Origin of the sequence: Phyllobacterium zundukense (assembly GCF_002764115.1) — a bacterium.
Classification (GTDB): domain Bacteria; phylum Pseudomonadota; class Alphaproteobacteria; order Rhizobiales; family Rhizobiaceae; genus Phyllobacterium; species Phyllobacterium zundukense.
Map to the genome: position 1 here is coordinate 2,417,234 of NZ_CP017940.1, position 14,895 is coordinate 2,432,128.

13 protein-coding genes are annotated in these 14,895 nt (G+C 52.0%); 4 read left to right on the forward strand and 9 right to left on the reverse strand.

The features are described 5' to 3' along the window. Positions 1–31: 31 nt before the first annotated feature. The 6 genes from BLM14_RS12165 to BLM14_RS12200 form a co-directional block, all read right to left on the reverse strand. Positions 32–1,042: a glycosyltransferase family 2 protein gene (locus BLM14_RS12165; RefSeq protein ID WP_237143345.1), complete on the reverse strand. Its 1,011-nt coding sequence runs from the start codon at positions 1,040–1,042 to the stop codon at positions 32–34. Further along, positions 1,008–1,988, reverse strand: a complete 981-nt coding sequence (locus BLM14_RS12170) for a glycosyltransferase family 2 protein (protein WP_099999602.1) — start codon at positions 1,986–1,988, stop codon at positions 1,008–1,010. The genes BLM14_RS12165 and BLM14_RS12170 overlap by 35 nt, the downstream gene beginning before the upstream one ends. After that, entirely contained in the window at positions 1,985–2,986 is a 1,002-nt protein-coding gene (locus BLM14_RS12175; protein ID WP_162293198.1) for a glycosyltransferase family 2 protein, read from the reverse strand. Before BLM14_RS12175 ends, BLM14_RS12170 begins: the two co-directional genes overlap by 4 nt. Before the next feature lie 50 nt (positions 2,987–3,036). Further along, positions 3,037–4,206, reverse strand: a complete 1,170-nt coding sequence (locus BLM14_RS12180) for a glycosyltransferase family protein (RefSeq protein ID WP_099999604.1) — start codon at positions 4,204–4,206, stop codon at positions 3,037–3,039. Positions 4,207–4,936: 730 nt separating this feature from the next. Beyond that, a complete protein-coding gene (locus BLM14_RS12195) occupies positions 4,937–5,938 on the reverse strand; it encodes a glycosyltransferase family 2 protein (protein ID WP_237143346.1) in 1,002 nt (333 codons plus the stop codon). A 65-nt stretch (positions 5,939–6,003) separates the two neighbouring features. Beyond that, on the reverse strand, positions 6,004–6,270 hold the full coding sequence (locus BLM14_RS12200) for an exopolysaccharide production repressor protein (RefSeq protein ID WP_157929525.1): 267 nt from the start codon (positions 6,268–6,270) through the stop codon (positions 6,004–6,006). Between the two features lie 648 nt (positions 6,271–6,918). On the opposite strand from BLM14_RS12200, the gene BLM14_RS12205 reads away from it, so the two are divergent. The 4 genes from BLM14_RS12205 (at position 6,919) to BLM14_RS12220 (ending at position 11,378) form a co-directional block, all read left to right on the forward strand. Beyond that, positions 6,919–7,599 carry a sugar transferase gene (locus tag BLM14_RS12205; protein ID WP_099999609.1) on the forward strand — a complete coding sequence of 227 codons (681 nt, stop codon included), beginning with the start codon at positions 6,919–6,921 and terminating at the stop codon, positions 7,597–7,599. Positions 7,600–7,773: 174 nt separating this feature from the next. Then, the gene (locus BLM14_RS12210; protein ID WP_099999610.1) at positions 7,774–9,069 is read left to right on the forward strand and encodes a polysaccharide biosynthesis/export family protein; all 1,296 of its coding nucleotides are present in this window, start codon (positions 7,774–7,776) and stop codon (positions 9,067–9,069) included. A 49-nt stretch (positions 9,070–9,118) separates the two neighbouring features. Continuing rightward, positions 9,119–10,372: an O-antigen ligase family protein gene (locus BLM14_RS12215; protein WP_099999611.1), complete on the forward strand. Its 1,254-nt coding sequence runs from the start codon at positions 9,119–9,121 to the stop codon at positions 10,370–10,372. A gap of 133 nt (positions 10,373–10,505) precedes the next feature. Then, positions 10,506–11,378, forward strand: coding sequence for a glycosyltransferase family 25 protein (locus tag BLM14_RS12220; RefSeq protein WP_157929526.1), 873 nt, complete (start codon positions 10,506–10,508; stop codon positions 11,376–11,378). 42 nt (positions 11,379–11,420) lie between these two features. On the opposite strand, the gene BLM14_RS12225 is transcribed toward BLM14_RS12220, so the two are convergent. The 3 genes from BLM14_RS12225 to rfbF all read right to left on the reverse strand — a co-directional run bounded on the left by BLM14_RS12225 (position 11,421) and on the right by rfbF (position 14,892). After that, positions 11,421–12,869: an oligosaccharide flippase family protein gene (locus tag BLM14_RS12225; protein WP_099999613.1), complete on the reverse strand. Its 1,449-nt coding sequence runs from the start codon at positions 12,867–12,869 to the stop codon at positions 11,421–11,423. 115 nt (positions 12,870–12,984) lie between these two features. Further along, positions 12,985–13,968: a glycosyltransferase family 2 protein gene (locus tag BLM14_RS12230; protein ID WP_157929527.1), complete on the reverse strand. Its 984-nt coding sequence runs from the start codon at positions 13,966–13,968 to the stop codon at positions 12,985–12,987. A gap of 147 nt (positions 13,969–14,115) precedes the next feature. Beyond that, complete coding sequence (rfbF, locus tag BLM14_RS12235; protein ID WP_099999615.1) at positions 14,116–14,892, reverse strand: glucose-1-phosphate cytidylyltransferase; 777 nt, start codon at positions 14,890–14,892, stop codon at positions 14,116–14,118. Positions 14,893–14,895 lie beyond the last annotated feature (3 nt).

Here is a 14,895-nt window from a genome sequence, read left to right on the forward strand (position 1 = left end):
GGTGGCATGCGCAAGTCTTTCGATAATTGGTTCAAACACGGGAATGCTGCTTTGTTCGGCCATGCTTTGGAAATGGGTTCCGTGACATGAAATTTGGCATGAGCCGTTTGATGCGTACAGCAACCGGCATGTGCAGAAAACGAAATGCCATTGGATCGACAAGCGCCATCCTGATGATGTTGCGAACCGAGCCGCACTTTATGTACTCGACGAGGGAAAGAAAGTTCTGGACTTCCTCAAGATTGCGGGTTCGGCGCGCTTGGGCAGCCTTTGCCTCTAAATCGAGTTCAAATCGAGCGAGAAAAACGGCGTCAGCCTCGATCATCGACGCGACGTGGTGAAACTTCAGTGTGCGGGAGATTGAACCATCGTTGACGTGGTACGAGTAGCCGGTGGTAGGCTCGACCACGCATTCACCACCGCTAGCCAGCATCGAGGCAAAGAAGAGATAGTCCTCACCGATCCTCAAATTCTCACTGTAGCGCAGACCGTGCCTTAGAACAAATTCCCGGCTAAAGACGGGCTTCATATAGCCGTAGTTGAATGTCGAACTGAAAACGAGGTTTGAGGCAATAAAAATAGGTAGCGTCAGCTTTTCGACCTGTTTCAGCCTGGCGGCGGGAAACATCTGATAGGTGTTGCCATCTCTGTTATCGATAACCTCGATATTGTCGACTACTAACATCGCGCCGGTACTTTCGGCGCGGCTCGTCAGGGCCAATAGTCTGCCGGGGAACATTTCATCATCGGCATCGAGAACAGCGATCCACCGGCCCCGTGCCGCATCGATTGCGACATTGCGGGCACGAGCGGGACCTCCGTTTACATCCAACTGCAAAACCCGGATATTTGTTTGAGAAAAGGATCTGACGACATCAACCGTGTTATCTGACGATTTGTCGTCGACGACAATGATCTCCACGCTCACGCCATCCTGTTCGAGCGCACTGCGGATTGCTCGGCTAATGGTACTCTCCGCGTTGTATGCAGCTATGATGACGCTAATATCAGGATGCACGTCGATTATCTCCGCCGGTTGCAACCAAAATGTCCTGACCATACTGTTGAATTTCTCGCATTCCCATCAGGCCGCAGACCACACCCACATGCATGACGCCCCGCAAGAATGACCGATTGCGGTGAAGAGCCGAAAGGCCAAAGATGATGGCAGTGCAGAAACAGTAAACTGCCTTGGCAAAAGCCAGGAACGTGTGCCAGCAAAGATCGAGGAAGCTGGCATTTTTTCCAAGCAGATGCCCGTGTGTCTGGCCAAAACGAAAGCGCCTCCTGCAAAGCCACAACAGTGTGGCGCGCTTGTCGGGCACGATCTCACTAACATATGCCTGCTCTGCGAATGCAATCTGCCCCCCGGCCCTGTAAACGTCGGTGAAAAACTTGGTGTCTTCACCGCCACTGCGTCCGAGCAAAAGATCAAATCGGCGCGCGTTTACAGAAGGGGAAGCGCATGCAAGCAATACGTTGCACGTGTAGCCCGTCCGAATTTCTCCTTTGACCCAAACCGGGTGCGTCGAGTGGAAATTCCCCTTTCTCATCCACGTAGGAGCATCAGCACCGTATAACGCTCGCACCGGTCCAAGCACGACGGCCGCAGAAGTCGTACTAGCAGTATCCAAAAGACTACTGAGCCAGTTTCGCGACGCAGTTTCATCGTCGTCGATAAATGCGACGTAATCACCGTTAGCGGCATCAAGACAAGCGTTGCGGGCAAGCGATATATTGGCGGCGGGCGCGTGGACGTAGCAAACATCGAAAGGCAATTCATTTGCGATAACTGCCACCAGATCGCGCGCTGTTGGTTCAAGGTCATTGTCTGCCACTATGATCCGGACACTGTATTTACTCGCTATATCCATGGCGCCCAATGAGCGTAGCGTCTCGGCAAGCTCCCGGCGGCGAAACGTGCAAACACAGACCTCGACTGAGATCCGCGGCAAGCCAATTTCCAATTCTCCGGCATGAACAGTCATGATGGGAAATCCTGCCTTGCGCCGCCCAGGCCAAGCAATTGCAGCCAGAAACCGGTAGACCAGGCGAAATGCATAATCATTGCCGCGACCGAGGCCAGTGGACCGTAGCGATTTCCCTCCTTGAGGGCTAACCAGAAACCATAGCCAAGGCAAACCGTTATCCAGAGCACAGCGGGCACCACCGCATACCAATGAACGCTGGCAAGCAATGCGACTGCTACAACCGGCAGGACCATCAGTGGAATGGCTTGGCGAGCTTTGGGTATCATACGATGTTTTAGCAGATTTTTCGCCCTGCCGCGCCCATATCCTAGATATTGCTGAAACAGGGGCCAGGCCGAAGAGCGCGGGAAATAGACCATAAAAGTTTGGTCAGTCATCCAAATCCGAAAACCTGCAGCTGTAAGCCGGCAATCGAGTTCGGCATCCTCGTTGTGCGTAAAGCTTTCGTCGTAACCGCCGACTTCCTTGAATGCGCCAATACGCATCGCTGCGTGGTGACCGTGATCGGTCCAGTGTCCCTGGGCTCCTTTTCGGTGCTTTGCTCCACCGTTGCCGAGCTTGGAATTCTGAGCCAAAGCTGTTGCCTTTTGGAACACGCCTACCCCCTCAGTTGCCATTGCCACGACAATAGAATCAGCACCGGTTTCCTCCATTTCGCGAAGGAGTACGGCGCAATAATCGTCCGGATAATGACCATGAGCATCGACCCGAATAAGGTAGTCATAACCACCGCCAAACTCTGCTACGGCGAGATTTAACGCAGCACTTTGTATTGTCTTTGCGTTGTGCAGCAGTACAAGCCTTGGATTGTATTGCGCCATTCCTGCGACGATGTCTTGGGACCCGTCGCTGCTTCCCCCATCCACGACAATGATTTTCAAACCATACCGCTCAGCCTCGACATCCAGTTTGGTTACGAGATCCTGGATATAGTCAGCTTCATCCAGACACGGCACGACAATGATGGCGCGACCAAAGAAATCCATGTCTACCATTTTCGACATCGTGTAATTGTTCCTACTCTCTATAGCGCCCCGCTTGGGAGTCAGGCCGCTATTTTGCGAATTGCACGTTTGTCTGTTGACCCTGCCAGCTGGCGGAGGTGGTCAACAAAGCTGCGACAGTCTTTTTCGGTACATTCCCAACCCTCACGCGGTTGCGCCGTTACGTTTGATTGGGCCTGGAGAAAGCTTTTCTCATCAAGCTGGCCGAACAGACTTACGAGAGCATCGACAGTTGGTTCGTGCAACGAAAAGCCGATATTGCGTTCCTGCAGAAAACGGGAAGTCTGCGTCCCGGCTAGTCCAATGGGAACCGCCCCATAGAGGCAGCCTTCGTAAAGCCTGTTCGGCAATAGCCAGTCAGAATTCTGACCGGCCTCGAAAAAATCGATAGTCCAGGAAAAATGCACTTCGCTGTAAATTGCGGCGAGTTCTTCGGGATTCTTATAGGGGCCATAAAAATGCAAATAAGGTTCTTCCGCAACAAATCTGTCGAAATTGTCAAACTCCGAATAAGCTGGACGTCCGCGGAGGATGACCTCGACCTGCCCTTTCGATCGTCGTGTGAAATCTGCCAGTAATTCCAGTGACCGGCGACAGCGTAAAGCGCCGAACCAGCCAATCTTCCAGGGAGTTGTCGTCGCTATCGGCTGGGACATTTGATCCGGTGAGGCAGTTGGCCGAAAGACCTTGTTCTCCAAGAGCATGACTGGCATATCGAGGACATTGAACGGCGTGAAATAATTGTCGACAAATGCTGGTGACGACGTGATCAGAAGTCTGGCTCTGCGCGCCAATAAACGCTCCGCAAAGCGCAAACATCTCCCGATGATATCCTGCCGAAGAAGCATGCGGTGGATATCGAGGCATTCGTAGACAATGGGTGCATTCCAATCACCAAGCGTGGATGCGCGGTTTGCCAGAGCAAGCATTTCAAGATTTCGCGCAATGATCACGTCGGGTTTGGCGACATTCCTCAACGTGGAAGAAAGTTTGCACAAAGCGCGTCCAACTGCCAATAACCGTTGCGCGAATTTGCCATCGCTTGTGTGACCAAGATTCACGGGCTCAATATTATCGATCCTGGCCACTTTTACCTGACCCCGCGTGAAACCGGCCAGTGTCACAAGCGCGCCGCCGGCATGCAACATACTGATCCTGCGGCGGACCGCTGGATCAGTCAGATCATGCACGAGGTATAAGATATGCAGCACCCGGTTTTTCCTATTCTAAAGCCAATAATGGTCTTACGTCCCGGCGGGACTACTGCAATGAGCGAGCGACGGATTCTGGAAACTGGCAGGCGGTTCCCTCTGCTGTGAAGATTACCCAGCTGATCCTGGCAAAGACTGGAGTTGAAGGGTTGGGGAAAGTAGCGAGCCACGAGGTAAGTGTGTCGCTAGCCCAAAGGCTGATATACCAGACACAATTCTGATGATCGCCGTTAGACCACCCATCAGATACGCGCCAACGGTCATTGTCCCGATTCGCGAATTCTTCGGCAAAGGAGCCGCGGGTTTCCTCGGCCCTGGCAAAGTCTGTCGCCAATATTGCGCAAGCGCTAGCCGGCAAAATTTGATAACCCACCCGGTTGGCCGCCATTCGTATGATCTTCCTTTATTCTTTGGCTGGAATAGTTCATTCGACACGTCATCTGCGGGGTTTTGATATAGATACGAATCCAGTCAATGTATCCGATGCCGCAAACTTTGTGCTAGCTGATGGACTAATCACATTGATTTGGTTCAAGCTGAACAATTCGACTTATATCTTTGCAATCAAACCGATTTTTGCACCCTAAGCAGGGTGTTGGCGGTACTATGCGATCGAAATTCGCACAGGTGTGCGATCCTTCGATCTCACAACTGCGTAAGGTCGCAAAAGGTGGTCGTTCCGACCCAAGGGGGCGGTGGACAGAATGGTCTTCGCTGACCTGTATCGTTGTCAGATCGTCGGGTGATCAAACAGGTAACGTGGTTTGCCGTCGTTGCCCGACAGCGCTCGTTCGCTATGCCACAGGCGAGCGAGCCCCCCATATTTGTCAAGAAGGATTGCGTGTGCAATTGGCAGTATTGTTGCTGGATCGCGCACGGACATAACAACGGCCGCGGCAAGACCCTGGCGGGCTTTTACGTCAAGAAATCGGCGATGATCATATTTCGAGCGTACATGCCGTGCATGGGCCCCAACCGCTCTCGCCGCTTGACGTGACAGTATTCCACTCTTGAGAAGCAATTGCGCTGCTTCTGCAAGATTTTTAAGGTCCCCGGTGGAATGCCTCCCGCTCAACGAGTCTGACCGGACAACGGCACCGTACCCGCAGTTGCTAATCACGAGAAATCTGGCGCCGAAAGCGAGTGCCCACGCATAAAGATCATAATCTTCGCCAAGCCGCAGGTTTTCATTATAACGCAAGTTATGCCGCGTTAGAAATTCGCGGCGAATGAGAGGTTTTAAGAAGCCAAGCTCCCCGCGCTGTCGATGACGACTCGAAATATTCCGTTCTGCAAATGTCGCCAGATCCAGAGCCCAGGGGGCCCCGCCAAAACGCGGAACGCAGCGACGGTCAAAATCTGGGAGTGATTGCTCGCGGATGAAAACGATATTGTCGGCGATAATATCCCAGTTCGTAACGGACAAGAGCTGTGCAAAACGGCCTTCTATAAAAAAATCATCGGCATCAAGTACGCTTATGATCGGAGCTGACGAGCATTCGATAGCGTAATTGCGGGCGGCTGCGGGCCCCTTGTTTATGTCGAAGCGGATAACCTTAAGGCGTCCACTTCCATCGTCCGACGCCCGGGCGGTGTCGGCGGTTGCATCTGTGGAAGCATCATCGACTACAATAACTTCTGATACATGGGGATCGTTCAATGCAGAAGATATAGCAGCAGCAATGGTAGAAGATGCGTTGCGGGCGGCAATGATGGTGCACACGCTGCTCACGAATTCACCGCTAATCCTGCAATGTATGCTGCTACCACGCCCGATCTTCGCATGATTGTGTTGCCCTAACGAGTTTGCCGCAGCCGGGAGGCCAAAATGGAGCGGCGTTCCTTCGAAAAGCCCGCATCATCGGGATGCCCCTCGTCGGATAACAGCGACTTGCGACGCCTTACGAGCCACAAAATCACCGCAAAATAACCAAGCTGGATCAGAAACGCACAAATTAAGGTCTGGCCAAGGGTGAGCCAGAAATTGTTAGTGATCAGATAGGTCGTAACCCCAAAGACAAGCAACGCAGCAAGAAGCCCGATCAGAAATCGCGGAAATCTCATGCGTAAATTCCTCCGCTTTGCGACCGACACATTTGACGCTGTGCTCGCTGCTAACTGAGCTGAAACGTTAAACTCGAGAACACATGCAAACATCGAATGCATAAACATCGTGTTAACAACACGCTGTGATATTATTGATGCGATGTTGGTTATACAAGCGGAAACACGAAACTGATCTGGCGGGGAGTCGGCCGCCGATTCGCACCCACATTTTCACCCTAGGATCACCAATCTAATCCCTCTGCCGCGGGATTAGATCGAATTGCTTAGCGGTTGCACAATGCCAGACAGATTGCCATTCATCAATTAAAAACATCATCACCATAATATTTACAACGTGTCGATCGCGCTACAACCAACTAACTTTTGTAAAACAATATGTCTATCAAGTGACCATCGTCTTGCCTCCATAGATATATACCATATAAATAGAAATTAGTAGCATGTTGCTTTTCAACAACTAAAGAAACTCCCGCTATATCGGATTGATTAGTATGTGAATTCATTATTTTACACTAAAAGCTCCCCATCAAGCACGATTTGTCCGTTGAACAAACAACATGCGGGTCCAGACATTATGTTGCGTCGCACGCCTTTTCTGATTAACGTTTTGTGAGCATTTGGCATGACTGATTTGGAGCGCAAAAGATGAAGCCTTCGGTGAAGTTAGCCGCCTTTCCTTTCTTCCGAGAGACAAAGAGACTGGATAATGCTGCAGTCGGAGGACCGCTGAAGCGGTCGTTCGATATTGTGGTGGCGACCTTGGGGTTATTTATCCTTAGTCCGTTGTTCATCATGTTAGGATTTCTAATAAAAATGTCGGACGGTGGCCCTGTTTTCTATGGCCACCGGAGAATAGGTTGTGGCGGGCAGCCGTTTTACTGTCTTAAGTTTCGAACAATGAAAACAGACGGGGATGCCATATTGGAGTCGTTCCTTCGCGAAAATCCCCAGGCGCGACAGGAGTGGCAAACTGCGCGCAAGTTGCAGTCGGATCCACGAGTTACTGATGTGGGTGCCGTCATCAGGAAGTTAAGCCTGGACGAACTACCGCAGCTTCTTAATATTCTTCGCGGAGAGATGAGCATTGTCGGACCGCGCCCTGTCGTGCTGGAAGAGCTTGAGCTGTACGGCCCGGCTGCGGCCTACTACCTGCGATCACGACCTGGCCTGACCGGCGTCTGGCAAATAAGTGGACGCAACAACGTGTCCTACGACAAACGTGTTGCATTCGATCAGCGCTATGTTGAAAACTGGTCATTTCGCGGGGACGTAGCAATCATTCTCAAAACGATCCCGGCGGTTTGCGCAGCGCGGGGCTCGTATTAGTTATCGGCATGGGGTCGGACAAATTTCGCTGTTTAAATGCAACGATGTAGCCCAATGTTATCGGTCGATCTCACAGACTTTGTGTAATATTGATGCTGCATTCTCCAGGCCATTGGCGCACATTGAGCGTGCACAAGGGTACTTGTGATTTGAAGACTACCCGGAGGAACTTTGTTGAGTACCTACTACGCATTCCGTGAAATTGCTTTGTCGCTTTTGGAGCGGCGCCACCTGCTGCGCCCGTTTGCGCGTTTTGCCATTGGCATCGCCACGCTTCAGCTGTTGCTTACTTCACCTTACGCGAGTGCGGCAGACTACAAACTGGGTCCGATGGACAAGGTAAGCATCAAGGTTGTGCAGTGGCAAACGGCCGAGGGTGCATTCAGAGAGTGGCCGGCAATTACCAATACCTATATGATCAGCTCGTCGGGAAGTCTCTCGCTTCCATTCGCTGGCGAATTGCAGGCGGCCGGAAAGACAACTCAGGAAGTTGCCACCGAAATTGCGCACAGTGTCCAACAAAAACTTGGCTTGATCGATTTGCCCGAAGCCTCGGTAGAAGTTCTGGAATTCCGTCCGATTTTTGTATCCGGCGTCGTGCAGCTTCCCGGAAAATATCCGTTCGATCCCGAAATGACCGTTCTTAAAGCTGTAAGTCTGGCCGGTGGCATGCGCAGGTCCACCGACGAGGGACAACGCTTCGAACGGGATTTCTTTAACGCAGAAGGCAGCTACGTGGTGCTGGTCGCAGAACGGAACAGGCTGTTGGCGACACTCGCTCGCATACAGGCAGAGCTCGAGAATGCCAAAACGATAAAGACTCCGTCGGAACTTGCCGGCGATCCGCAAGCTGATGCATTGATGTCGGCTGAAGAAGAAATCATGTCGTCCAAGACAAACTCCGTCAAACTTCAGCTAAGCGCGCTAGACGAACTCAAGACTCTTTACGAGGCTGAAATAGTCTCGCTGGAGAAGAAAATGGTAGTGCAGAACCGCCAGATGGAACTGGTCAAGACCGACCTGGCCAGCATTGGCAGTCTTGCTGACAGAGGCTTGGTGGTAAATTCCCGGCTAATGGACCTCAAAACAACTGTGGCGGACATGGAGGGCAAACTCCTGGATCTCGATACGGCCGCGCTGCGGGCCAAACAGGAAGTGAATAAGGCAGCGCGGGACGCCACTGACCTCGAGAATGACAGAAAGGCAGAGCTTGCCCTTGAAAAGCGGACAACTCAGGCGGCGCTGGACGAGAACAATCTTAAACTGGCCATGTACAAGAAGCTTATGGCCGAAGCGCTCGTAAGTGCCCCTGAGGCTGCAGGGCTGGCCGCCAGTGTCGCTGCTCCAGTGTTGCGCTACAGCATCGTACGCACGATAAAAGGAACAACGCAGGAAATCACTGCACAGGAAAATACCGTGCTCGTCCCAGGCGATGTGGTAAAAGTTGCCGTGGCGAGAAATCCTTCGTGAGAGCCTACGCTGTAGTCCGTCAACGCATGGTGGAGCCGACCTTATCTCCATGAAGATACAAAGATCTTCCTTCGTGGAACCTGGCAGGAACTTTGGGTTCGCCACAATTGCCGTTGCAATGTCGGTATTTGTGTTCGCCTATTCCATAATCTACGGGTTCGTGTCGATCCTGATATTCTATGTTCTCTGGCTTCCTCTCATATTGCTGGGCTACCGCAAGGTCCTTGGGAACTATGCCCGGTTCTATTGGATCTTTGCGTTTGCACTTCTGGCCTGCATGTCGTTTGCATGGTCTGCAGCGCCTTCAGTGACCTTGCGGGCTAGCATTCAGTACGCCACAACGATCATATGTGCCTTGATAGCGTCGCGCATTGTCGACACCCGAACCTTCGCCACTGGCCTAAGCATCGGTGTGGCCGTCGTATTGCTCTATTCACTGGCCTTCGGTCAGTTTCAATATGATGAACTCGACGGTTCGTACAGCTTCACGGGAGCCTTTTCCTCCAAAAACCAGCTCGGATTTTTTGCTTCCCTCGGAATTTATTCTGCGTTCAGCAGCTTTTTCATTTTGCGAACAAGCAAGCTCTGGCGCGTTACGTCATTACTGTTTGGGTCTCTTGCCGTCTACTGCCTGATTGTTTCCAATTCAGCCACCTCGATTGTCGCGACGATCGCAACGATTGTGATTAGCCTTAGCCTCGGTGCTGCCTTGATGTTCTCTCCAAGGAACCGCAGGATTTTCTTTACTATCGGTTTGGTCCTGTTCGCAGCAGCTGCGGCAATAGCGGTAAAGGCTGGCGCCGTGGAATTCCTTCTGGGAGCGTTCGGGAAGGATATAACGCTGACCGGCCGGACATATTTATGGCAGGAAGGTCTCAAAGCCTACCAAGGGTCGCCGATATTCGGCATAGGTTACCAGGCCTATTGGGTTCAGGGGTTTTCGGAAGCCGAACGATTGTGGGACGAGTTCTATATCGACGGACGCAGCGGATTTCATTTCCACAACACATATATCGAAGTCCTTGTTGAGCTCGGATATTCGGGCCTGATACTAATATGCCTGTTTATTGCAGCCGTAGTATTCGGAAACTTGCGCCTGTTGCTGATTGAAAAATATACCCCGCAGGCGCATCTGATGTTCGGCGTCGCCCTCCTCCTGCTTATCCGCTCCTTTTTTGAGATTGATTTTATCCAGCCTTACACGATCGGCTCGTTTCTGCTGTATTATTCAGCCGGCCAGTTAGCAATCCCCCAACGTGTGTCAACGAAGTTGCATCAGGCCAGTATTGGTCGACAACCGTAAATCTCATCATGCATCGCACAACGACCAGACCAAATCCGAGATGAGATTATCTTTAGCCGGAGCGCTTGACACCATGAACGGTAGCGGTTCGAAAACTGGTCGAATGACCCCGTCAGTGTGGAAAGTGAACCTTATGCCGAACCGTGACAATGAGAAGTTCAGAATCTATGTGCTCTCCCTCAAAAGCTCGACCGAACGGCGCGAAAGACTGGCAAATATGTTTTCGGAAATGGGGATCACCAATTGGGAATTTTTCACCCCGCTTCCGGCAGAGCGCGTTCAGGTGCCCTACAGCGCGCAGGCTGCTTTCCAGACCCGACAATCAGTACTTTCAACCGGCGAAATAAGCTGCGCGGCAAGTCACATCGGTATGCTTCAGGATTTCCTTGGCAGTGAAGACAAATATGCGCTGATTATGGAAGATGATGTTCATTTTGATCCATTTTTCAATGTTGGCGGATTGCCGGATGTCCTAGCAAAACTGGAACTACATTATCTGAAACTTTATGCCCGCTACTTCGTCCCCTCACGCTACGTCGCGAGCGTGGGGAGGTGGACGTTTTACAGAGGATCATGGCCTCTTCTTGGAACGCAGGCCTATGTTGTATCAAGAAACGGCGCCAATCAATTCCTAAAGCATTTGCTGTCGCAGGCCGCACTTGAGCGGCCCATCGATGATCTGATGGACCGATTTTGGGATACCGAACTGCCGATCACTTTTATCTACCCTTTTCCCATCATGGAACTCGGCTACAATACTACAATCCATGGCGCCGCTAACCGAGATGCGATCGCAGCTGAAAATCGAAAATTTCAGGAACTCACCGGCGCAGCCAACACCGCACGCAGCTTGATGGCAAAGATTGTGGAAAAGTATGAAAGAAGAAAGTGGGACAGGAGATTCTGCGCGTTCGATGACGCGCTATCGGCGAGAATTAACGGCCATGAAAAGCAGATTTCCGATTTTCTCATTCGCGCAGATACGGCGGCGCCCCCTGCGGTCTGATACGACGGCCAGACCACTGTCATGGCAGAGTTTCTGGAATCCTCAGTTCGAATGGCCTCTGAGGAGTTGGATGCGTTCCAGAAGCCAGCTGCGATGAAACACTGCAAGCCATCCAAAATAGATCGTGGCACCAACGAGTACGCACATCGCCAGTCTGGCTCCTGAACTCCAGCCGAGCATCGAGCCGCGGAGCCATCCCGTAGCACACCCCATAACGGCAGCTCCTATAATGGCCGGCATCAGGCCGCGATAGCTTTCCCAATGTGATAATTCCAGACGCTTGTGAATAATCATATTTCCCAGAATGCCAATGACGAGAGCTGGCGCTGACATCCACAGGATGGCGGCTTCCGGTGAGGCATTTCGGGCAAGCAGCAGTGCAACGACACATCCGGAGACCGAGAAGATGCTGAACTTCAGCGATGTCTTGTTCATGTTCAATGCATTCATCGCCAAAGTGTTGAACCATACGAAGGGAATAGTAAGAGAGACGATGGACAGGACCCGCATGAGTGACGCAACTCCCGCATAACGCTCCGGCAACACGAGCGTTACGATATCGTCGGCGACGATGATCAGGCCAGCAAAAGCGGGCATTGATAAAAATGCGGCAGTGCGGATGATGGCGAGATAGATTTCTCTTTCCTTGTCGATTTCGCCGCGCACGCGCGTCATGAGCGGGAGCCACAAGGCGTAAAGCGGGCTTATAAGCGGGGCTTGAACTGACTCATTAATTCGGTCTGCCGCGCGCAGCAGTCCGAGAACGTTGGCGCTATAGCGCAATCCGAACACAAATGTGGCAACGCGGTGCAGCAAAAGATTAAACGCACCGATGGTCCAGAGCGGGAAGAAACGTCTTAGGATATTCGCGGATTGATGGCGGTCGGCATGAAGACCGGGACGCCAGCGTGTGTGCCAGTATTCAAAGATGACAGTCACAGCGATTGACACACAGCGTTGGACAATCAGCGCCCAGATTGCCCAAGAGGAAAACGCGCAGGCTATCCCTGCCAACCCCGCTATCAGAGTACTGATCATGTTACGCTGCGTCATGATCTTGAAGTCAAGATTCCTCATGATAAGCGCGTCCATGACAGACAGCCATGGAATGAAGAGAATGAGAACGCCGAACACTGGCATGAACTGTCCGATGAGAGGCTTGCCTTGCAACTCCGCGAACCAAGGCGCCGTGACAATCATAGCCGCAGAAAAGATTGTTGCGACAACCATGAGACTATAAAAAGCGGAGTTGAGGCTTTTGCTGTCAAAGGCGCTCTCCTGGATGATTGCATCCATTCCAGCGGTACGACCCTCGTTGGTCAGCACATCCGCAAAAACGGCAGCGAGCGCGACAAGACCAAAGACTTCTGGTGAAATCCTTCCGGCAATGATGATAAAAATCACAAATCCGGACAGCTGCGTTGTCAGCAAATTCAAGGCATTCCAGACCATGCTGTTATGCAATGATTTGCCGATTGTCATTTCCGTCATTGTCCGTCTTTCCTTTTGGACCAGGTACCGGATCTTTTTATGCTGGTTATCAGCGTTATTCTATTTAAGTTGCCTGCTCCAGGCAGGTACTGATCACTGAGACTGCGACGGATATCTATCGTGGCAACGGATTTCTGACTGCTTGCGGCGGTGTAAATGCGCTTGAATAGCTTCTGATATGAATCTTGCGAAGAAACCAGTCGGTGATCGCGTCCGCAACCAGCGACACCCCAAAGGGCCATCCGGCCCGCTCAAGCGCCCGAAAATGGCTTTCCAGTTGCACGGCCCGCCGATCCTTACGCCACCAGACAAGGATTTGTCGAACATATATTCGCCGAAAGCGGCTGAGTTGCTCGTTATAATCGGGACCAAGCGCGCTGGGTCCATATTTCAGAAAAAGGTCAAAGTGGTCACGAGTGTTCGAATGGGTCTTTTCGCCGTAGACCATGTTCGAAACAGAATTGGGATGTGCTCGGGTAAAGCCGAGGGTTTCATGGATAAATCCGAATTTCGACCGGGTTAAAAGGTCGAACACGGTATCCATATCGAAAGCACCCCCTTCAATGTAGTCGTCAAACAACGGTTGACGTTGATCGACGACTTCCTTTCTCCACATCATCTGGATTGGCATGATGACCCCTTCCCCGAGAAGCGCCTTCGCCAGGGCCTGCGGGCCGTCAAAGATCTGCCGCGACTCGGGCCAGCGAAAGTCCCTAAGATGCCCATCATCGCGAGAGCCAACGACGCCGATGCCAGGGTCTGTCTCGGCGAGTTGCACCATTTTCTCGATTGATTGCGGATAAATCGTATCGTCATCGCACAGAAGTCGGACATATACGGCTTCCGCGGGCGCTAGGGAAAAAGCTTTATTCCAGTTATCGCGCTGTGACAGCACCGTGTCGTTGCGGAAGTAAACCACCGGTATGCGACCGTTGGAGCATCGTCTTACGATTTCGGGTGTCTCGTCCCGGCTGTTGTTGTCGAGCACGACATGGACCAGGTTCGGCCATGTTTGCTGCTGTACGGATTCCATCGTCTCAGCCAGATATTTTGCACCGTTGTACGTCGGGGTAATCACAGCAACGAGCGGTACCGACATTTTGAGAACTCCAGGGCTGGTGCCTACGGATTGCATGCGTCGACGCCCGCAACGGAGGTAACAAACACTTGGTTATTGCGTCGAGGGGGCGACATTTTGGTACTTATGAAGGAATACCCGGAGTTTCTACGAATGCTTGTCATCGCGTCAGCTCCAGACTTTCCAGGGGGCACTGCCGCTCGACCAGGCTTTTTCCAGTACAGCTTTATCCCGCAATGAATCCATGCTTTGCCAATATCCGTGGTGCCAATGCGAGCCGAGCTTTCCGCGCTCGATAACGCGCTCCATGGGTTGTTCTTCCCAGACCGTCTCGTCCCCATCAATCAGGTCGAATACCTGCGGCTCACAAACGAAGAAACCGCCATTTATGAGACCGCCATCGCCGGCTACTTTTTCGCGGAACGCCCGAACCTTGCGCGCATCGTCCGAGAGGCCCAAGGCACCATAGCGCCCGGGTTGGGTGACAGCGGTCAAGGTAACCCAGTTATCGCCTTTCTCATGCGTCCGGATGGACTCGAGAATGTTTGTGTCAGAAACACCATCGCCATACGTCAGAAGGAACCTCTCCTCGCCGATCGTGTCTCGAGCACGCTTCAAACGGCCGCCTGTCATGGTGTCGAGGCCGGTGTCGAGCACTGTAACTTTCCAATTCTCCGAGCTCTTTTGTTTCCAGGCAATTTCACCCGATCCGAGATCAATTGTGAAATCACTGTTGATCATGAAGTAGTTCAAAAAATACGACTTGATGACCTCGGCCTTATAACCGGCAAGAACAATGAATTCGGTAAAGCCATAGTGAGCATAGGTTTTCATAATATGCCATATTATGGGCCGACCACCGATTTCCACCATAGGCTTGGGCCGTGCCGTGGTCTCTTCAGTGAGCCGGGTACCGTAACCGCCGGCGAAAATGACTACTTTCATCGA